The sequence below is a fragment of the Bacteroides sp. AM41-16 genome (assembly GCF_003603495.1).
GTDB classification, from domain to species: domain Bacteria; phylum Bacteroidota; class Bacteroidia; order Bacteroidales; family Bacteroidaceae; genus Bacteroides; species Bacteroides uniformis.
Map to the genome: position 1 here is coordinate 24,714 of NZ_QTNE01000022.1, position 17,243 is coordinate 41,956.

The 17,243-nt window shown below is 44.6% G+C and carries 25 protein-coding genes; 3 read left to right on the forward strand and 22 right to left on the reverse strand.

Going from position 1 to position 17,243, the window contains the following annotated elements:
• Positions 1–94 precede the first annotated feature (94 nt).
• Both DW896_RS17125 and DW896_RS17130 read right to left on the reverse strand, forming a co-directional pair.
• Positions 95–2,077, reverse strand: coding sequence for a urocanate hydratase (locus DW896_RS17125; protein WP_117887832.1), 1,983 nt, complete (start codon positions 2,075–2,077; stop codon positions 95–97).
• Between the two features lie 137 nt (positions 2,078–2,214).
• Entirely contained in the window at positions 2,215–2,874 is a 660-nt protein-coding gene (locus DW896_RS17130) for a lipocalin family protein (protein WP_119993582.1), read from the reverse strand.
• A 434-nt stretch (positions 2,875–3,308) separates the two neighbouring features.
• On the opposite strand from DW896_RS17130, the gene DW896_RS17140 reads away from it, so the two are divergent.
• Together DW896_RS17140 and DW896_RS17145 are read left to right on the forward strand one after the other, a co-directional pair.
• Positions 3,309–3,587: a LysO family transporter gene (locus tag DW896_RS17140; RefSeq protein WP_005825664.1), complete on the forward strand. Its 279-nt coding sequence runs from the start codon at positions 3,309–3,311 to the stop codon at positions 3,585–3,587.
• Complete coding sequence (locus tag DW896_RS17145) at positions 3,584–4,204, forward strand: lysine exporter LysO family protein (RefSeq protein ID WP_005825665.1); 621 nt, start codon at positions 3,584–3,586, stop codon at positions 4,202–4,204. The genes DW896_RS17140 and DW896_RS17145 overlap by 4 nt, the downstream gene beginning before the upstream one ends.
• A gap of 205 nt (positions 4,205–4,409) precedes the next feature.
• On the opposite strand, the gene DW896_RS17150 is transcribed toward DW896_RS17145, so the two are convergent.
• Both DW896_RS17150 and DW896_RS17155 read right to left on the reverse strand, forming a co-directional pair.
• Positions 4,410–4,862, reverse strand: a complete 453-nt coding sequence (locus DW896_RS17150) for a DUF6078 family protein (protein WP_005825667.1) — start codon at positions 4,860–4,862, stop codon at positions 4,410–4,412.
• 11 nt (positions 4,863–4,873) lie between these two features.
• Entirely contained in the window at positions 4,874–5,518 is a 645-nt protein-coding gene (locus tag DW896_RS17155; protein WP_317174930.1) for a DUF6563 family protein, read from the reverse strand.
• Between the two features lie 126 nt (positions 5,519–5,644).
• Here DW896_RS17155 and DW896_RS17160 point away from each other — a divergent pair, with 126 nt between their 5' ends.
• The gene (locus DW896_RS17160) at positions 5,645–7,543 is read left to right on the forward strand and encodes a MutS family DNA mismatch repair protein (RefSeq protein WP_119993588.1); all 1,899 of its coding nucleotides are present in this window, start codon (positions 5,645–5,647) and stop codon (positions 7,541–7,543) included.
• Between the two features lie 40 nt (positions 7,544–7,583).
• Here DW896_RS17160 and DW896_RS17165 read toward each other — a convergent pair whose 3' ends face one another.
• The 18 genes from DW896_RS17165 to rpsN form a co-directional block, all read right to left on the reverse strand.
• Positions 7,584–8,123, reverse strand: coding sequence for a hypothetical protein (locus DW896_RS17165; protein ID WP_005833536.1), 540 nt, complete (start codon positions 8,121–8,123; stop codon positions 7,584–7,586).
• Positions 8,124–8,232: 109 nt separating this feature from the next.
• Positions 8,233–8,646, reverse strand: a complete 414-nt coding sequence (locus DW896_RS17170; protein WP_005825677.1) for a hypothetical protein — start codon at positions 8,644–8,646, stop codon at positions 8,233–8,235.
• A 141-nt stretch (positions 8,647–8,787) separates the two neighbouring features.
• Entirely contained in the window at positions 8,788–9,291 is a 504-nt protein-coding gene (gene rplQ / locus DW896_RS17175) for a 50S ribosomal protein L17 (protein ID WP_005825680.1), read from the reverse strand.
• Positions 9,292–9,294: 3 nt separating this feature from the next.
• A complete protein-coding gene (locus tag DW896_RS17180) occupies positions 9,295–10,287 on the reverse strand; it encodes a DNA-directed RNA polymerase subunit alpha (protein WP_005825683.1) in 993 nt (330 codons plus the stop codon).
• An 11-nt stretch (positions 10,288–10,298) separates the two neighbouring features.
• Positions 10,299–10,904 (reverse strand): 30S ribosomal protein S4, encoded by a 606-nt coding sequence (gene rpsD / locus DW896_RS17185; protein ID WP_005825685.1) that lies wholly within the window; start codon positions 10,902–10,904, stop codon positions 10,299–10,301.
• A 117-nt stretch (positions 10,905–11,021) separates the two neighbouring features.
• Positions 11,022–11,411 carry a 30S ribosomal protein S11 gene (gene rpsK, locus DW896_RS17190; RefSeq protein ID WP_002558049.1) on the reverse strand — a complete coding sequence of 130 codons (390 nt, stop codon included), beginning with the start codon at positions 11,409–11,411 and terminating at the stop codon, positions 11,022–11,024.
• Between the two features lie 11 nt (positions 11,412–11,422).
• Complete coding sequence (rpsM, locus tag DW896_RS17195; RefSeq protein WP_004291218.1) at positions 11,423–11,803, reverse strand: 30S ribosomal protein S13; 381 nt, start codon at positions 11,801–11,803, stop codon at positions 11,423–11,425.
• A 34-nt stretch (positions 11,804–11,837) separates the two neighbouring features.
• Positions 11,838–11,954 (reverse strand): type B 50S ribosomal protein L36, encoded by a 117-nt coding sequence (gene ykgO, locus DW896_RS17200; protein ID WP_002558051.1) that lies wholly within the window; start codon positions 11,952–11,954, stop codon positions 11,838–11,840.
• Positions 11,955–11,963: 9 nt separating this feature from the next.
• The gene (gene infA, locus DW896_RS17205) at positions 11,964–12,182 is read right to left on the reverse strand and encodes a translation initiation factor IF-1 (RefSeq protein WP_002558052.1); all 219 of its coding nucleotides are present in this window, start codon (positions 12,180–12,182) and stop codon (positions 11,964–11,966) included.
• A gap of 9 nt (positions 12,183–12,191) precedes the next feature.
• Positions 12,192–12,992 (reverse strand): type I methionyl aminopeptidase, encoded by an 801-nt coding sequence (gene map / locus DW896_RS17210; protein WP_005825687.1) that lies wholly within the window; start codon positions 12,990–12,992, stop codon positions 12,192–12,194.
• A gap of 13 nt (positions 12,993–13,005) precedes the next feature.
• Positions 13,006–14,349: a preprotein translocase subunit SecY gene (gene secY / locus DW896_RS17215; protein WP_005825690.1), complete on the reverse strand. Its 1,344-nt coding sequence runs from the start codon at positions 14,347–14,349 to the stop codon at positions 13,006–13,008.
• A 4-nt stretch (positions 14,350–14,353) separates the two neighbouring features.
• A complete protein-coding gene (gene rplO, locus DW896_RS17220; RefSeq protein WP_005825692.1) occupies positions 14,354–14,800 on the reverse strand; it encodes a 50S ribosomal protein L15 in 447 nt (148 codons plus the stop codon).
• Between the two features lie 30 nt (positions 14,801–14,830).
• Complete coding sequence (gene rpmD / locus DW896_RS17225) at positions 14,831–15,007, reverse strand: 50S ribosomal protein L30 (protein ID WP_004291222.1); 177 nt, start codon at positions 15,005–15,007, stop codon at positions 14,831–14,833.
• An 11-nt stretch (positions 15,008–15,018) separates the two neighbouring features.
• Positions 15,019–15,537: a 30S ribosomal protein S5 gene (rpsE, locus tag DW896_RS17230; protein ID WP_005825693.1), complete on the reverse strand. Its 519-nt coding sequence runs from the start codon at positions 15,535–15,537 to the stop codon at positions 15,019–15,021.
• A gap of 5 nt (positions 15,538–15,542) precedes the next feature.
• The gene (rplR, locus tag DW896_RS17235; protein WP_005656518.1) at positions 15,543–15,887 is read right to left on the reverse strand and encodes a 50S ribosomal protein L18; all 345 of its coding nucleotides are present in this window, start codon (positions 15,885–15,887) and stop codon (positions 15,543–15,545) included.
• 20 nt (positions 15,888–15,907) lie between these two features.
• The gene (rplF, locus tag DW896_RS17240; RefSeq protein ID WP_005825696.1) at positions 15,908–16,477 is read right to left on the reverse strand and encodes a 50S ribosomal protein L6; all 570 of its coding nucleotides are present in this window, start codon (positions 16,475–16,477) and stop codon (positions 15,908–15,910) included.
• Between the two features lie 15 nt (positions 16,478–16,492).
• Positions 16,493–16,888 carry a 30S ribosomal protein S8 gene (rpsH, locus tag DW896_RS17245; protein ID WP_004291226.1) on the reverse strand — a complete coding sequence of 132 codons (396 nt, stop codon included), beginning with the start codon at positions 16,886–16,888 and terminating at the stop codon, positions 16,493–16,495.
• Between the two features lie 55 nt (positions 16,889–16,943).
• On the reverse strand, positions 16,944–17,243 hold the full coding sequence (gene rpsN / locus DW896_RS17250; RefSeq protein ID WP_005825697.1) for a 30S ribosomal protein S14: 300 nt from the start codon (positions 17,241–17,243) through the stop codon (positions 16,944–16,946).

The window sequence follows — 17,243 nt, forward strand, 5'->3', positions numbered from 1 at the left end:
CGGATTCTTTTTATCGGAATACAGAGACGTCGGGATTCTTTTGAAAGAAAAAATCCGCGTTATCCGCGTCTAAAAAATGAAATCATCACTTTACTTACTCCTTCACCACTTTCTGCACCAACTTCTCATCAGCCACATACGGCATCGTGATATGATAGCCGTCTGCATGCGTACGGTTAAACTCCTCGCTCGTCTCCATAGCATGCGGATTGCGTGCCCACGAACGGCGGGCCACACCACCCATCACATCCCACAACATAGCGGAACGCAGGATTTCGTCTACCCGCTCACTACCGTCGCACACCATGCCGAAACCGCCGTTGATGGCTTTTCCGATACCTACGCCACCTCCATTGTGCAAGGCCACCAAGCTCATGCCACGCGCACAGTTTCCAGCAAAACACTGCACCGCCATATCTGCCATGACATTACTGCCGTCCTTGATATTGGATGTTTCACGGAATGGAGAGTCTGTACCGCTGACATCGTGATGGTCGCGTCCCAACATAATGGGGCCGACCTCTCCCTTACGCACCATTTCATTGAAGCGCAAAGCTATATTCATACGTCCCACGGCATCCTGATAAAGAATACGAGCCTGCGTGCCTACCACCAAGTTGTTTTTCTCCGCATCACGAATCCAATTATAGTTATCCAAATCTTGCCCGCGACGTGTAGGGTCGATACATTCCATCGCCGCACGGTCGGTCTTCACCAAGTCTTCATGTTTTCCACTGAGGCACACCCAGCGGAACGGACCATAACCATAATCAAACAGTTCCGGTCCCATTATGTCTTCCACATAGCTGGGAAAGATGAAGCCGTTCTTATCATCTCCGTCCCGAGCAATTTCGCTCACGCCGGCATCGTAGACGGCTTTCATGAAGGAGTTCCCATAATCGAAGAAGTACGCGCCGTGTTCCACCAGCCTTTTTATAGCCTTGAAATGACGCTCCAAGGAAGCATCCACCAGACACCGGAACTTCGACGGATTCTCGTGCAGCATATGGGTACGCTGCTCAAACGTCAGTCCGGCAGGACAGTAACCGCCCTCATAGATGGCATGGCAGGAAGTCTGGTCGGAAAGTAAATCTATGTGCAACTGCTTCTGCACCGCATATTCCAGCAAATCGACGACATTGCCGTGATAGGCCACAGAAACCGGGCGACACTCGTCCATAGCTTGTCGAGCCAGCGAAAAGGCTTCTTCCAGAGAATCTGTAACGTGTCCCACCCAGCCCTGGGTATGGCGGGTTTCGATGCGGGAAGCATCCACCTCGGCAATGATTGCCGCCGCCCCTGCCATCTCGGCAGCTTTGGGCTGCGCACCGCTCATGCCTCCCAGACCGGAAGAAACAAACAAGCGTCCGCGCAAATCGCCGTCCTGCGGAATGCCCAGTTTCAGACGGCCTGCATTCAGCAACGTGTTGAACGTGCCGTGCACGATGCCCTGCGGACCGATGTACATCCAGCCGCCGGCAGTCATCTGCCCGTAGTTGGCAACGCCCATCTGCATAGCGGTGTGCCAGTCCTTCTGATTATCATAGAGCCCCACCATCAGCGCATTGGTAATGATGACACGGGGCGCCTCGGGCTTGGACTTGAAAAGCCCCAACGGATGTCCGCTTTCGATGACCAGTGTCTGTTCGCGCGTCAACACTTCGAGGTACTGCTTGATGAGCCGGTATTGCATCCAGTTCTGGCAGACCTGTCCCGTCTCACCATAGGTAACTAATTCATACGGATAAAGGGCGATGTCGAAACAAAGATTATTGTCAATCATCACCTGGAATGCCTTGCCTTCAATGCAGTTCCCCTTGTATTCGTCGATGGGTTTCGCTTTGAGGTCGCCCTGCGGGCGGTAGCGGTAGCCATAGATACGTCCACGTGTACGCAGTTCTTCCATGAACTCCGGAGCGAGGGTTTCGTGCAGCTCTTTGGGGATGTAGCGCAAAGCGTTCTTCAATGCCGTAGCCGTCTGCGCAGGGGTAAGGGTGTAGCCACGGTCGGGTGCCCGCCGGATACCCTCGACAAAGGAAGGATAGGAAGGCAATGTTTTACTTAAGGTTATCTCCATGTCCTATAAAGATTAAGGATTTACAAAGTGTCAGCCCACAAGGGTTATATTTGCCGCAATATAGAAATAAATCCCGACATTCGCAATGGAATGCCGGGATTATTTATCTTTTAGTCAGAAACCAACAAAGAGGAATTCTATTTTAAAGCCATTTTATTGATTTTCATTATCTGATAGACACCTTCATAATCGGCGGCAAATCCGTCATCGGCTTTGCCCATATCGATTACTTCCAACTCTACGTATACCGGTTTTCCGTTTTTAACTCCTTTCGTCATATCATCATATTTTTGCATGAGTTCTCCGGTCTCATCCACAATCCAATAATCGGCAGAATCTCCTTCGGCCTTGAAGGAACGCACCTCATGGCCGATGACCAGCTCGCCTTTTACCGACAAAAGTTTCTTGGCAGGGGTAAGCACCGCGGCAGGTATTGTTTCTTGATTCAGTGCTTCATTGTTCCTGGCATATTTCAAGAGCAACTCTCTTCTTTTGAGAATCAGGCTGTCCTGCGTCAGTTTTTCTATTGTCAGCGTATCCGTGAAGGAAATATCCTGGTGATTGCCGATGCTGGTACCTGAAAGCAACAACCGGTTTCCTACTTTTTTCCATGCCTCATATTTCAAGGTGGCCATGTTAATGGAAGAAGCGCTTCCGTCCCCATCAAGAACGAAACCTTGCTGCATGCCGGGCATTCCCGGAACCGGCTCCACCCAGGAGCCTTCAATGGAGGCGTTGTTGCAAGCAGTTAAAGCAACCATGCCAAGAACAGCAGTTAAATCTCTCAATCTTTTCATATCTCTTCTCTTTTTAAAACTATATTTCTAAACAAAGGAGCTCTTGTATTTCCTCTATTCTCTTGCAAAAATAATGTTTTTACGGGGGGGGCCACGCACTGAAGAGTCTTTTTTTCGCAAAACAATTTATGAATATTTATTTGGAAATTATTCAAACTAGCATTACCTTTGCACCGAAATTCAAAAACGATATGAACCAGTACTTAACTACAACATACAATACGCGCAATGCTGCATGGGGCAACAAGACCTTATGCGGCCATTTCATAGTGCACGTACATTGGTTCAGCGGATTCATTTAACTACCCTGCAATTTACATTTTACTATTTTGCACTTCCCTTACCGAGAAAAGGAAGGGGAAATGCCGTGTATGGAGTTTCCGTTCGAAGAAACCGGACTAACCTATGTATTCACCCAAAAAAGAAGAAAACTTATGTTTACAATTATATCCATCATGTTTATAGGAATCGGTATCGGATACCTGATGCGTAACGTACAAATGTTGCAAAAAGTGGAGAAAAGCGCCTCGCTCACCATCTTACTGCTACTCTTTGTACTCGGTGTATCCATCGGTTCCAACCGTCTGATTGTTGACAACCTGGGAAGATTCGGGTGGCAGGCCGCCGTACTGGCCTCACTGAGCATTACGGGCAGCATGTTGGCCTCACTGATGGTGTTTCACCTATTTTTCAAGAAAGGAGAGAAGAGATGAAGGGAAGTTTGACGGTTGTTGCATTTTTCTGTGCCGGCTGCCTGATGGGAGTAGCCAATGATTTTCAGTTCGACCTGCACGACTTATCCATGTATGTGCTCTATGCATTGATGTTCCAGGTGGGCATCGGCATCGGGAGCAACAAGAAACTGAAGGAGCTGGTCAAGAGCCTGCGGCCCAAAATGCTTTTGGTGCCGATGGCCACCATTGTGGGAACGCTGTTGTTCTCTGCCTTCGCCAGTCTGCTGTTGAGCCAATGGAGTGTGTTCGACTGCATGGCGGTGGGTAGCGGATTTGCTTATTATTCGCTTTCCTCCATTCTGATTACGCAATTCAAGGAACCTTCCATAGGCCTGCAACTCGCCACGGAACTGGGTACCATCGCCCTGCTTGCCAATATCTTCCGTGAAATGATGGCTTTGCTGGGTGCACCGCTCATCCGGAAATATTTCGGCAAACTGGCACCCATATCGGCGGCAGGGGTCAATTCGATGGATGTACTTCTACCCTCCATCACCCAATATTCCGGAAAGGACGTGATTCCTATCGCTATATTCCACGGAATATTAATTGATATGAGTGTACCGGTATTCGTATCCTTCTTCTGCAATCTGTAAACAGCAGGCCGAAAAAGGGGGATAAGGCCTCATTGTATTCATACTGTAACAACGTGAACAACAGCGACTTCTCACTGCAAAGTGAGTGCATGCTTTTTGCAGTGCCACTGCATACCGTTTGCAGTGATACTGCAACTGCTTTGCAGCGCGGCTGCAACGGGTTTGCAGTGACGCTGCAAAAGATGTGCAGTGACTTTGCAGCCGGTCACCAAGCTACCGCATACTCGTAGTGGTCGAACTTAGGCTTGGTGCCTATGCCTACTGCTTTGAATACCCGGGCTATCCGCTGCTGTTCTTCGGGAGAGATAGGGCGCTCGCCCTTGCGGCAATGATAGTAATAGCGTTCGCAAGAGAAGCATCCCATCACGCGATGGCGCACGGTGAAAAGCAGCTTGGTGGGTACTTCGTCGAAAAGATGCGTCATACCGCGGGCATAGTGCAGCTGCTCGCTGGAGCGGTAACGGGCACAAGTGGAGGACCCGGACAAGCTGCTGACATAAAAAGGATTCACCGCACGAACGGACTGTGGCTGGGGGGCTTCACTCTCGGACAACAGTTGTGCCGCTATCGCCCGCAGGCAGGAAGAGGCTTTGGGGCACTTTCCGTTACCCGCAAAGCAGTATTCGTACCCATCGGGCACGTCTTGCAATAATATCATCTTATTAATGATTAATGGTTAGTGATTAATGGACGGAGTGCACGCAGATACTTGCCGATGACCTCTGCCGACTCGCTTGTTTCTTTCTCGAATTCGGCGTGCAGTGTCGGGTATCCGGCAAGCAGTTGCATCATTCGCTCACGCCCCACGAACTCGGACTTTCCGGTTTCGGGATTCAGTTCGTAATAGACGCGGGCATGCACCAGTCCCGAAGCATTGATGGCGTCTCCCACTTCACCGCCCAATCGTGTGGCATCATCGGGAGTCATGGTACTGGTGGCTGCTTGTCCCACAGGCTGTGCACAGAAGTAAACCTTTCCGCCGAGCCACATGGCAGGTGCATACCACTGCCCGAAGCGATAACGCTTATAGCGCATCTTACGGCAATTGACATAAAGCGAGGTATCTACCCGTACAGCATAACAACGGGACTTCAAATAACGGCAAAGACCGGGATTGTCGTCTACCGTAATACGATAATCGGCACCGCCCATGAGGTAAATCTGGTTCTTTGTACGCTTCTCAATCTTCAGCGTGGTAACCGTATCGCCACGGTTCTCCACCAACTCTTTCAGATTGGAATACATTACCTGTTGCGCCACCGCCGGCAAAACCGCCAGCAACATCAGAACGCCTGACAACCAACTCTTCTTCATATCCCAACCTCCTCTTTTCTGAAACTTTGTTTTAGTGAGCGAAAGGTACATTTTTTATCGGAAGTAGACAAAAAATCGCGGAAAAAACAATTGGAAATGTATATCTTTGCCTTAAACTTAACATGTATGGAGCAAATAAATACGATAGATAAAATCAGCGCCGTCTACCGCAACACGGCAGAAGAGGCAAGACAAGAACTGAATAAAGTACAACAGAAGATTTACCGCATCGGCAGCCTGCGCCTGCTGCTATTTGTGGCAGGAGTAGTAGGAATTATCTATTTCTGGAGCGAGAGCTGGGGTATACTGGCCTGCATTGCCCTCATCACCCTACTGCCGTTCCTATTTTTAATGAAATACCACAACCGGCTGTTCCATCGCAAGGACTATCTGGAAAAGAAGATGGAAATCAACGAGCAGGAACTCGCCGCTCTGGATTACGATACGTCTTCTTTCGATGACGGCGAAGCATACATCGACCCCACCCATCTCTACACCTATGATTTGGATGTTTTCGGTCCGCATTCCCTTTTCCAGTACATCAACCGTACCTGCACACAGCCCGGGAAACACCGCCTCGCCCACTGGCTGGGGAAACATCTCGAGAGAAAGGAAGAAATCATCCGCCGACAAGAAGCCGTCAGTGAACTGGCTCCGGAACTGAAATTCCGTCAGCGCTTCCGTATCCTCGGCCTGCTGTACAAAGGAAAAGCCGCCGATGAAACAGAACTGTGCCAATGGGCGGAAAGTCCGAGCATCTTCCGGAGCCGGAAATTACTGCGCCTCCTGCCGGTACTGGTGACGGGAGCCAACCTCATCTGCCTCGCACTCGTCATGGCAGGAATTCTGTCCGCAAGTATCTACGGCATCATCTGGACCTGCTTCGTCATCGCCGGCTTCGGCTTCACTGGCAAAGTCACCAAGATGCAGGCCATCTATGGCAAAAAACTGCAAATTCTCTCCACCTACGCCGCCCTGCTCCACCTCATGGAAAAGCAGCCTGCACAAGCCACCCTGCTCAAAGAGATAAGACAACAGATTGACGGAGAAAAACGGAAAGCCTCCCACTCCATCAGCAGGCTGAACAAGCTCATGGATGAACTCGACCAACGCAACAATGTCTTTATGTACGTCATTCTGAACGGCCTCTTCTTCTGGGAACTGCGTCAAATCATGCGCATTGAAGCCTGGAAAGAGCAATATGCCGCTGAACTGCCCGGGTGGCTCGATGCCATCGGACAAATGGATGCGCTCAACTCACTGGCAACATTTACCTATAATCATCCGGACTATATTTACCCAAAGATAGTTCAAGCGGAAAGAAAGGGGAAAGGAAACCTAAATAAAGAAGAAGAAAGCAATTCTGAAACGGAAGCACCCATCAATGCCCCTTCCTCCTTCCGTCTCCGTGCCGAAGCCCTGGGCCATCCGCTGATGAACCGTGACCGCTGTGTCCGCAATGACATCGACATGGTGAAACGACCGTTTTTCATCATCGTCACCGGCGCCAACATGGCAGGGAAAAGCACCTATCTGCGTACGGTGGGCATCAATTACCTCCTTGCCTGCATCGGCGCCCCCGTCTGTGCCCGCCAAATGGAAATATGCCCGGCCCGGCTCATCACTAGCCTGCGTACCTCGGATTCACTGAACGACAACGAGTCCTACTTCTTTGCCGAACTCAAACGTCTGAAACTCATCATAGACAAGCTGCAGGCTGGTGAGGAGCTTTTCATCATCCTCGACGAAATTCTGAAAGGTACCAACTCCATGGACAAGCAGAAAGGCTCCTTTGCCCTTATCAAGCAATTCATGACTTTGCAGGCCAATGGCATCATTGCCACCCACGACCTGCTGCTGGGAACACTCATCGACCTCTTCCCCGATGACATCCGCAACTATCGCTTCGAAGCAGACATTACAGACAATGAACTGACCTTCTCCTACCGCTTGCGCCCAGGCATCGCCCAGAATATGAACGCCTGCTTCCTGATGAAAAAAATGGGGATTGCCGTTGCCGACTAATCCCCACCACAGTTAAAGTCAAGTCTAACTCTTTGACTGATTATGCTGTTTTACATTTCTCCAGGAAAGTAGATACTGCAACCGCATCGCTACCCGTATAATAGCGTACGGAAGTTACCGGAGTATACGTGTAAGGCACAAACTGATACAACTGTACAGCCGCAAATTTATTGTCCTGCGAAATCATGACATCCATGCGCACATTTCCACTGCCGCTACTTTTTATTTCAGTCTCGCCATTCAGCTGTTCATTCTCAATCATATCTGTAAGTTTGCCCAAATATTTCAAATCGAAGAAAACACTGCGTTCCTTGGTCACACTGCCCGTCGGCAAATAGACCACTTCCTTCGATTTCCAAAACAGACGGAACACGCCAAGCAAGACGAATGCCGTACCCAGCACCATCAAAGCCATGCTGAGAGTGGAAGATTTATCACTCATCTCAAAAATGGATGCAAAAATAAAAACACCGACCAGCAGCATAGCTACTGAAAAGATAAGTCCTGAAACACTGGTACGCTTTACAATATCGGGATGTGAAGACGCAAAAAGAGTTGCGTCAATAGTTTGAGTTGCCATAATTATAATATGTTTTAATGAATTTATTAGAAATAGAAAATACAGTATTCCCCTGCAAAAACACATAGTCTGACCATACACAAGGGAAAAAGGAAGATTCAATAAAACACTAAATGAGAATACGCCTTAGTGTGAAAATGTAATATTCGCACACCGGCTGGCAACGATAATAGGCAGTGGCATCATAGAGTTTCTCACGATGCAGAGACAAAACAGCCGCTCGCTGGGCCAGTTTGTCAATCCAGTCCTTTAAAGAAAATATATATTCCGTGGTAGAAATGCGCTGTATACGGGAGTACGTCAGCGAATGTAATTGTCCACCCATGCCCGCCAGCTCTGCATCCGGCAGATAAGGCAATTGAGGCATCGCAATATAGGCATCAGTCTGCTCATGTACGGCAATAGTATTCTCACTCACAACATTCCCACCACTCGCCGCTTTATTGGCAAATGTATCGCTTACAGTCTGCCATAAAGCCAATGCAAGCACCATGAATCCTATGAATCTTAAGAATTTAGCCATATCTATGTGCAAATATAACAGTTTCTTTCAGGAATTTGTTTAATGCACACATCTTTTAATGTTTCTTGGATGATTTATAGGAAATAAAAAGCCGCTCCAAACAAATTGGAACGGCTTCTATATATAAAAAGAATAGTTGAATTATTCAGCTTTAGCTTCCTCAGCAGCAGGAGCTTCTGCAACTGGTGCAGCAGTTTCTGCAGCAGGAGTAGCTTCAGTAGCAGCAGCTTTCTTTGAACGGCGGGTACGAGTAGCCTTCTTGGCAACCTTTTCCTTAGCCATGTTTTCGTTGTAGTCAACGAGTTCAATGAAGCACATTTCAGCATTGTCACCCAAACGGTTACCAGTCTTGATAATACGAGTGTAACCACCCGGACGATCAGCAATCTTCACAGAGATTTCTTTAAACAATTCAGTTACAGCATACTTGTCTTGCAAATTGCTAAATACAACACGACGGGAATTAGTCGTATCGTCTTTAGCCTTTGTAATCAAAGGCTCAACAAACTTCTTCAAAGCTTTAGCCTTTGCAACGGTCGTAGTGATTCTTTTGTGCTTAATCAAAGAACACGCCATATTAGCCAACATAGCGTTTCTATGAGAGGCAGTACGACCCAAATGGTTGAATTTCTTATTATGTCTCATTTTTTATTCTTTATCTAATTTATATTTAGAAATATCAGTTCCAAACGACAGATTCAGACTTTCCAGCAAATCATCAAGCTCGGTAAGCGATTTCTTTCCGAAGTTTCTGAATTTCAGCAAATCCGTCTTGTTGAATTGTACCAAGTCACCAAGAGTCTCTACATCTGCAGCCTTCAGACAGTTGAGGGCACGTACAGAGAGATCCATATCAACGAGCTTGGTCTTCAGCAACTGACGCATGTGCAATACTTCTTCATCAAACTCTTCATTGCCGTCAACATCATTTGTTTCCAGCGTGATCTTCTCGTCAGAGAAAAGCATGAAGTGATAAATCAGAATCTTTGCAGCTTCTTTCAGGGCTTCTTTCGGATGAATGGAACCGTCGGTAGTAATCTCAAGTACCAGTTTCTCGTAGTCGGTCTTCTGCTCTACACGGAAGTTCTCTACCTGATACTTCACATTACGTATCGGAGTATAAATAGAATCGATAGGAATTACGTTCACATCGGTGCAATATTCGCGGTTTTCGTCAGCAGGAACATAACCACGACCTTTGTTGATCGTAATATCTATCTGCATAGTCGACTTTGAATCTAAATGACAAATAACTAATTCAGGATTTAACACTTCAAATCCAGTCAAATACTTACCTATGTCACCTGCTTTAAATTCACTTGAATTCTCGACTGTAATACTTACTTTCTCACTCTCGAATTCTTCAACTACTTGCTTGAATCTCACTTGTTTCAGATTCAAGATAATGTTAGTAACATCCTCTTTTGCCCCCGGAACACTGGAAAATTCATGCTCAACACCGTCTATCTTGATAGTAGTGATAGCAAAACCTTCCAATGAAGAAAGCAGGATGCGGCGCAGTGCATTACCCACGGTAATACCGAAACCGGGCTCCAACGGACGAAATTCGAATTTTCCGAATCTAGAGTCCGCTTCCAACATTAATACTTTATCAGGTTTTTGAAATGCTAATATCGCCATGAAATTAATTATTATTTAGAATACAATTCTACGATCAAATGCTCTTTAATGTTTTCAGGAATGTCTGCTCTTTCAGGTACATGCAGCAATTTGCCTACCTTAGAGTTATCATCCCATTCCAACCAAGGATATTTGCTATGGTTAAAGCCAGCCAGTGAATTAGCGATAACTTCCAATGATTTGGATCTTTCACGAACACCGATCACCTGACCCGGTTTCACTGCATAAGAAGGAATATTCACAACCTCACCGTCTACAGTAATGTGCTTGTGGCTCACCAACTGACGAGCAGCTGCGCGAGTAGGAGCAATACCCAAACGGAATACGATATTGTCAAGGCGACCCTCCAACAATTGGAGAAGGATTTCACCAGTAATACCTTTAGCAGTCTCAGCCTTCTCAAACAAGTTGCGGAATTGTTTTTCCAAAACGCCATAAGTATATTTGGCTTTCTGTTTCTCACGAAGTTGAACACCGTATTCAGAAGTCTTTCTCTTTCTGGAATTACCGTGCTGTCCGGGAGGATAGTTCTTCTTTGACAATACTTTATCTGCTCCAAAGATACCTTCACCGAATTTACGGGCTATTCTTGATTTTGGTCCAGTATATCTAGCCATTTCTTTTAAATATTTAATTGTTTATTCATGAACTTGGGTTTGTTGCAGCCGCGATTGCAGAGAGAAAGTTTACAATCCAATAACAAAATCAAGTCTCACTTCTATTAAAGGTAAATTTTAAACTCTACGTCTTTTCGGAGGACGACAACCGTTGTGCGGAAGCGGAGTTACGTCAATGATTTCAGTAACCTCGATACCTGCACCGTGGATAGTTCTAATAGCAGACTCACGTCCGTTACCCGGGCCCTTCACATATGCTTTTACCTTTCTCAAGCCAAGATCGTATGCTATCTTAGCACAATCTTGAGCAGCCATCTGTGCTGCGTAGGGAGTGTTCTTCTTTGAACCTCTAAAACCCATCTTTCCGGCAGAAGACCAAGAAATGATCTGACCTTCGCTATTTGCCAGAGAAACAATAATGTTGTTAAAAGATGAATGAACATGCAACTGTCCATTAGCATCAACCTTCACATTTCTCTTTTTTGCTGCAACTGTTTTTTTTGCCATATCAACAATTATTATTTAGTAGCTTTTTTCTTATTAGCAACGGTTTTCTTTCTACCCTTACGAGTACGGGCATTGTTCTTTGTGCTCTGACCTCTTACTGGAAGACCAATACGATGACGAACACCACGATAGCAACCGATATCCATTAAACGCTTAATGTTCAATTGAACTTCAGAACGAAGATCACCTTCAACCTTATACTCTGCACCAATGATCTCACGAATCTTGGCAGCCTGATCATCCGTCCAGTCTTTTACTTTCAGGTCTCTGTCAACACCTGCTTTATCCAAAATTTTTGCTGAACTACTACGACCTATACCATATACATAGGTCAACGCAACTTCACCTCTCTTGTTTTGAGGCAAATCGACACCAACTATTCTTATAGCCATATACTAAATTATTTTTTTTGCAAAAATAATAATATTATCCTTGACGTTGTTTATACTTAGGATTTTTCTTGTTAATAACATACAAACGGCCATTACGTCTAACGATCTTACACTCTGGCGTACGTTTCTTTAAGGATGCTCTTACTTTCATATCTTAATTTTATTTATATCTAAATACAATTCTTCCTTTCGATAAATCGTAAGGAGACATTTCGACTCTTACTTTATCCCCTGGCAGGATTTTGATGTAATGCATCCGCATCTTACCGGAAATATGTGCAGTAATCTCATGTCCGTTTTCTAATTCAACACGAAACATTGCATTAGACAATGCTTCAACTATAACTCCATCTTGTTCTATTGCAGATTGCTTTGCCATATTAATTTCTTAAATTGCTTTATCTCCTAATACTTCTTCAATGAACTCGAATGATGACAATATATCAGCTTCACCAGTGCCGACTGCTATCGTATGTTCAAAATGAGCTGCACACTTGCGGTCTTTTGTCCTCACCGTCCAGCCATCACGCTCCATGAGTATTTGTCGGTTACCTAAAGTTATCATCGGTTCAATGGCAATGCACAAGCCTTTCTTCAGCATTGTCCCATAACCACGCTTTCCGTAATTGGGAACCTGAGGATCTTCATGCATTTCCTTGCCTATTCCGTGACCCACAAACTCACGCACCACACCATAAGAATTAGATTCGCAGTGCTGCTGTATCGCATAACCGATATCACCCAACCGCTTGCCGTGAACGGCATTCTGTATCCCTATGTACAATGCTTCTTTAGTAACCTTCAGTAATTTGCGGACTTCTTCGTCAACTTCACCTACACAAAACGTATAGGCTGAGTCGCCACAAAAGCCATTCATGTAAGTACCACAATCAACAGACACGATATCACCATCTTTCAGTACCACATCATCTCCCGGAATACCATGTACCACCTGGTCATTTACAGATGTGCAAATAGAAGCTGGAAACGGATCGCCATATTGATTAGGAAAACCTTTAAAGGTTGGAACAGCACCATTGTCTCTGATGAACTCTTCCGCCACCCTATCCAGCTCTTTTGTTGTCACTCCGGGCTTTATAACCTTAGCTATCTCAGCCAACGTCTTTCCAACAAGCAAATTACTCTTGCGGAGCAGCTCTATTTCATCTTCTGTTTTAAGAAATATCATTCTTCAAAAAAGATTAATATGCAGCTACATTACCACTGCGGCCTTTAATACGTCCGGATTTCAGCAAACCGTCATAGTGTCTCATCAACAAATGACTTTCTACCTGCTGGAGAGTATCAAGCACCACACCCACAAGGATTAACAAAGATGTACCGCCAAAGAATTGAGCAAACTCAGCTTTCACACCGAATATACCGGCAAACGCAGGCATAATGGCAACCAAGGCCAAGAAGAAAGAACCAGGCAAAGTAATACGCGACATAATCACGTCAATATACTCAGCAGTTTGCTTTCCTGGCTTGATACCCGGAATAAAACCATTGTTTCTCTTCATATCTTCAGCCATCTGAGTCGGGTTAATAGTAATTGCAGTATAGAAATACGTAAACAATATAATCAACACTGCAAAAATCAAATTATACCAAAAGCTTGTATGATCAGTCAATGCACGTACGAAACCACTTGCATCATTTACATTTGAGAACCCAACAAGAGTGATAGGAATAAACATGATAGCCTGAGCAAAAATGATAGGCATCACGTTAGCAGCATTCACCTTCAAAGGAATATACTGTCTAGCACCGCCATATTGCTTGTTACCCACGATCTTCTTCGCATATTGTACAGGAATCTTTCTAGTTCCCTGCACCAAAAGAATAGCGAATGCAATAACAACCAGCAGAACAACAAGCTCAATCAAGAACATTACCAGACCACCAGTCTTGTCCGTCATACGGGAAATCAATTCCTGGAATAAGGACTGTGGCAGACGGGCGATGATACCAATCATGATAATCAGCGAAATACCATTACCGATACCCTTATCCGTAATTCTCTCACCAAGCCACAAAATAAACATACTTCCAGCCGCTAAAATAATGGTAGAAGTAAACATAAACAGAGTCCAATCTAATGAAGCATTTAAAGAAGGACCAGCCTGCATCTTAAGATTGAGCAAATAAGAAGGAGCCTGAACCAAAAGAATAAGAATCGTCAGATAACGAGTATATTGATTCATTTTTCTTCTACCACTCTCACCTTCGCGCTGCAATTTCTGGAAATACGGAACCGCAATACCCAGCAACTGAATCACAATGGAGGCAGAGATGTACGGCATGATACCCAATGCAAAAATAGAGGCATTGGAAAATGCTCCTCCGGAAAACATATTTAACAAGGCTAAAAGACCTTCGCTTGTCTGTTGATGCAATTGTGTCAGCATTGACGGATTGATACCCGGCAAAACGACATACGAACCAAAACGGTAGATTGCCACAAACAATATGGTAATGAGGATCCGTTGTCTCAGATCCTCAATTTTCCATATATTCTTTAATGTTTCAATAGCTTTTCTCATTGAATTAGAGTTTTACTACTTGTCCACCAGCAGCTTCGATGGCAGCAACAGCAGTCTTAGAAAATGCATGTGCTTGTACATCCAACTTAGCAGTCAAAGTTCCGTTACCTAATACTTTTACCAACTGGCTTGCAGAAATGAAACCAGCAGCAATGAAGTCACTGATACCTACAGTCTGCAAGTTCTTTGCTTCAGCCAATTTCTGAATTGTATCCAAGTTGATAGCCTTATACTCTACACGATTGATATTTTTAAAGCCAAACTTAGGTACACGACGTTGAAGAGGCATCTGACCACCTTCAAAACCGATTTTCTTAGAGTATCCAGATCTTGATTTAGCTCCTTTATGACCTCTAGTAGAAGTACCTCCCAAGCCAGAACCCGGACCACGTCCAATTCTCTTTCTTGTTTTAGTAGATCCCTCTGCAGGTTTTAAATTACTTAAGTTCATATTGTAATTCGTTTTATATTCAACAAATAATTACTTAACAATGGTAACCAAGTGTTTAACCTTATCCACCATTCCAAGAATTGAAGGAGTGCATTCGTGTTCAACCACACGATTCAACTTATGAAGTCCCAGTGCATCGAGAGTTCTCTTCTGATCAGCAGGAGCACCAATTCTACTTTTAACTTGTTTAATCTTTATAGTCGACATATTCTTCCTCCTTATCCTCTAAATACTTTTTCCATACTAACTCCTCTGTTCTGGGCAACCATACGAGCATCGCGCATTTCACTCAATGCCAAGATAGTAGCCTTTACCAAGTTGTGCGGGTTGGAAGAACCTTTTGACTTAGCCAAAACGTCTGTTACACCAACACTTTCCAATACGGCACGCATTGCACCGCCAGCAACAACACCAGTACCGTGAGAAGCCGGTTTAATAAATACTTCAGCGCCACCGAACTTTGCAGACTGTTCGTGAGGAACTGTACCTTTCAGTACAGGCACTCTTGTCAGGTTTTTCTTTGCAGATTCAACACCTTTGGCAATAGCAGCGGTTACTTCACCAGCTTTACCAAGGCCCCAACCGATGATGCCTTCTTCGTTTCCTACTACCACAATAGCAGAGAAACTAAAAGTTCTACCACCTTTGGTTACTTTGGTTACACGATTAATAGCAACCAATCTGTCTTTCAGCTCTATATCGTTTGTAATCTTAACTCTATTATTAAGTCCTGCCATAATGATTAAAATTTAAGTCCACCGTTACGGGCAGCATCAGCCACCTCTTTTACTCTCCCATGATACAAGTAACCATTACGGTCGAAAACAACAGTAGTAATACCTGCTTCCTGAGCTTTTTTCGCAATCAGTTCACCTACTTTAGCAGCTTGTTCCTTCTTAGGCATTTTTTCAGTCATACCCAACGAAGAAGCGGCAGCCAATGTCTTACCGGACAAGTCATCGATAATCTGAACATAGATTTGCTTGTTACTTCTAAATACACTCATACGCGGGCATTCAGTAGTACCTGAAATTTTGTTGCGTACTCTATATTTGATCTTAATTCGTCTTTCTATTTTTGTTGTCATAATAATATCAATTTAAATGATTATTTAGCACCAGCTGATTTACCAGACTTTCTACGAATTTCTTCGCCAACAAACTTAATACCCTTACCCTTATACGGTTCAGGCTTACGGAAAGAACGTATTTTAGAGCAAACTTGACCAAGTAACTGCTTGTCGCAAGATTCCAATATAATCAAAGGATTCTTGTTTCTTTCAGACTTAGTCTCAACTTTAACTTCAGGAGGCAACTGTATAAAGATACTGTGAGTATAACCTAAAGCCAGTTCAATGATATTTCCCTGGTTAGAGGCACGGTAACCTACACCGACAAGTTCCAATTCTTTCTTATATCCTTCTGATACACCAACAACCATGTTGTGCACCAATGAACGGTATAATCCATGGAATGCATGCTTTTGCTTGGGGTTATCCAGCATTGCATTTTCATTCTCAGCCAAAACAACATGACCGTCTTCGATGGTAACATTGATAGCAGGATTTACATATTGGCTCATTTCGCCTTTGGGTCCCTTAACGGTAACCACGTCATCTTTCAGAGTAACTGTTACTCCAGCGGGAATACTAATGGGTAATTTTCCTATTCTTGACATTGCTAATTCCTCCTATTAATATACATAACACAAAACTTCACCACCAATCTTCAGTTCAGCGGCTTCTTTGTTGGTCATTACACCCTTGGAAGTAGATATTATAGCAATACCCAAACCATTAATAACACGCGGCATGTCTTTATAACCGGTATATTGACGCAAACCCGGAGAAGAGATTCTCTCCAGCTTCTTGATTGCGTTAACCTTGTTTACCGGATCATACTTCAAGGCAACTTTGATTGTACCTTGAGGACCATCTTCTACAAACTTATAATTAAGAATGTAGCCCTTTTCAAAAAGAATCTTAGTGATTTCTTTTTTCAAATTAGAAGCCGGAACTTCCACAACTCTGTGCTTCGCTTGAATAGCGTTCCGCAACCTCGTCAAATAATCTGCTATTGGATCAGTCATATAAAAAATAAATTAAATTAATCAGGCCTACCCTGACAATATTTAAAAACAATAATTACCAGCTTGCTTTCTTTACACCGGGAATAAGACCGTTAGAAGCCATCTCACGGAACTGGATTCTGGAGATGCCAAACTGACGGATATATCCTTTGGGACGACCTGTCAGCTTGCAACGGTTGTGCATGCGAATCGGGTTAGAATTTTTAGGCAAATCCTGCAATTTCTGTGCAGCTTCAAAAGCTTCAGCAGGATCACCGGTTCTAACGATTTGCTTCAACGCAGCTCTTTTCTCGGCATATCTGGCTACTAATTTAGCACGCTTTACTTCGCGTGCTTTCATTGATTCCTTTGCCAT

Excerpts from the sequence above, each read along its gene's own strand:
- DW896_RS17150 (WP_005825667.1), bottom strand. The coding sequence starts at position 4,862 with ATGATATTATTGCAAGACGTGCCCGATGGGTACGAATACTGCTTTGCG.
- DW896_RS17145 (WP_005825665.1), top strand. The coding sequence starts at position 3,584 with ATGAAGGGAAGTTTGACGGTTGTTGCATTTTTCTGTGCCGGCTGCCTG.
- rpsN (WP_005825697.1), bottom strand. The coding sequence starts at position 17,243 with ATGGCAAAGGAATCAATGAAAGCACGCGAAGTAAAGCGTGCTAAATTA.
- secY (WP_005825690.1), bottom strand. The coding sequence starts at position 14,349 with ATGAGAAAAGCTATTGAAACATTAAAGAATATATGGAAAATTGAGGAT.
- map (WP_005825687.1), bottom strand. The coding sequence starts at position 12,992 with ATGATATTTCTTAAAACAGAAGATGAAATAGAGCTGCTCCGCAAGAGT.
- rpsH (WP_004291226.1), bottom strand. The coding sequence starts at position 16,888 with ATGACTGATCCAATAGCAGATTATTTGACGAGGTTGCGGAACGCTATT.
- rpsD (WP_005825685.1), bottom strand. The coding sequence starts at position 10,904 with ATGGCTAGATATACTGGACCAAAATCAAGAATAGCCCGTAAATTCGGT.
- rpmD (WP_004291222.1), bottom strand. The coding sequence starts at position 15,007 with ATGTCGACTATAAAGATTAAACAAGTTAAAAGTAGAATTGGTGCTCCT.
- rplR (WP_005656518.1), bottom strand. The coding sequence starts at position 15,887 with ATGACAACAAAAATAGAAAGACGAATTAAGATCAAATATAGAGTACGC.
- DW896_RS17140 (WP_005825664.1), top strand. The coding sequence starts at position 3,309 with ATGTTTACAATTATATCCATCATGTTTATAGGAATCGGTATCGGATAC.
- DW896_RS17155 (WP_317174930.1), bottom strand. The coding sequence starts at position 5,518 with ATGAAGAAGAGTTGGTTGTCAGGCGTTCTGATGTTGCTGGCGGTTTTG.
- ykgO (WP_002558051.1), bottom strand. The coding sequence starts at position 11,954 with ATGAAAGTAAGAGCATCCTTAAAGAAACGTACGCCAGAGTGTAAGATC.
- rpsM (WP_004291218.1), bottom strand. The coding sequence starts at position 11,803 with ATGGCTATAAGAATAGTTGGTGTCGATTTGCCTCAAAACAAGAGAGGT.
- rpsK (WP_002558049.1), bottom strand. The coding sequence starts at position 11,411 with ATGGCAAAAAAAACAGTTGCAGCAAAAAAGAGAAATGTGAAGGTTGAT.
- infA (WP_002558052.1), bottom strand. The coding sequence starts at position 12,182 with ATGGCAAAGCAATCTGCAATAGAACAAGATGGAGTTATAGTTGAAGCA.
- rplO (WP_005825692.1), bottom strand. The coding sequence starts at position 14,800 with ATGAACTTAAGTAATTTAAAACCTGCAGAGGGATCTACTAAAACAAGA.
- DW896_RS17165 (WP_005833536.1), bottom strand. The coding sequence starts at position 8,123 with ATGGCAACTCAAACTATTGACGCAACTCTTTTTGCGTCTTCACATCCC.
- rplQ (WP_005825680.1), bottom strand. The coding sequence starts at position 9,291 with ATGAGACATAATAAGAAATTCAACCATTTGGGTCGTACTGCCTCTCAT.
- DW896_RS17170 (WP_005825677.1), bottom strand. The coding sequence starts at position 8,646 with ATGGCTAAATTCTTAAGATTCATAGGATTCATGGTGCTTGCATTGGCT.
- DW896_RS17125 (WP_117887832.1), bottom strand. The coding sequence starts at position 2,077 with ATGGAGATAACCTTAAGTAAAACATTGCCTTCCTATCCTTCCTTTGTC.
- DW896_RS17180 (WP_005825683.1), bottom strand. The coding sequence starts at position 10,287 with ATGGCGATATTAGCATTTCAAAAACCTGATAAAGTATTAATGTTGGAA.
- rpsE (WP_005825693.1), bottom strand. The coding sequence starts at position 15,537 with ATGGCAGGACTTAATAATAGAGTTAAGATTACAAACGATATAGAGCTG.
- DW896_RS17160 (WP_119993588.1), top strand. The coding sequence starts at position 5,645 with ATGGAGCAAATAAATACGATAGATAAAATCAGCGCCGTCTACCGCAAC.
- DW896_RS17130 (WP_119993582.1), bottom strand. The coding sequence starts at position 2,874 with ATGAAAAGATTGAGAGATTTAACTGCTGTTCTTGGCATGGTTGCTTTA.
- rplF (WP_005825696.1), bottom strand. The coding sequence starts at position 16,477 with ATGTCAAGAATAGGAAAATTACCCATTAGTATTCCCGCTGGAGTAACA.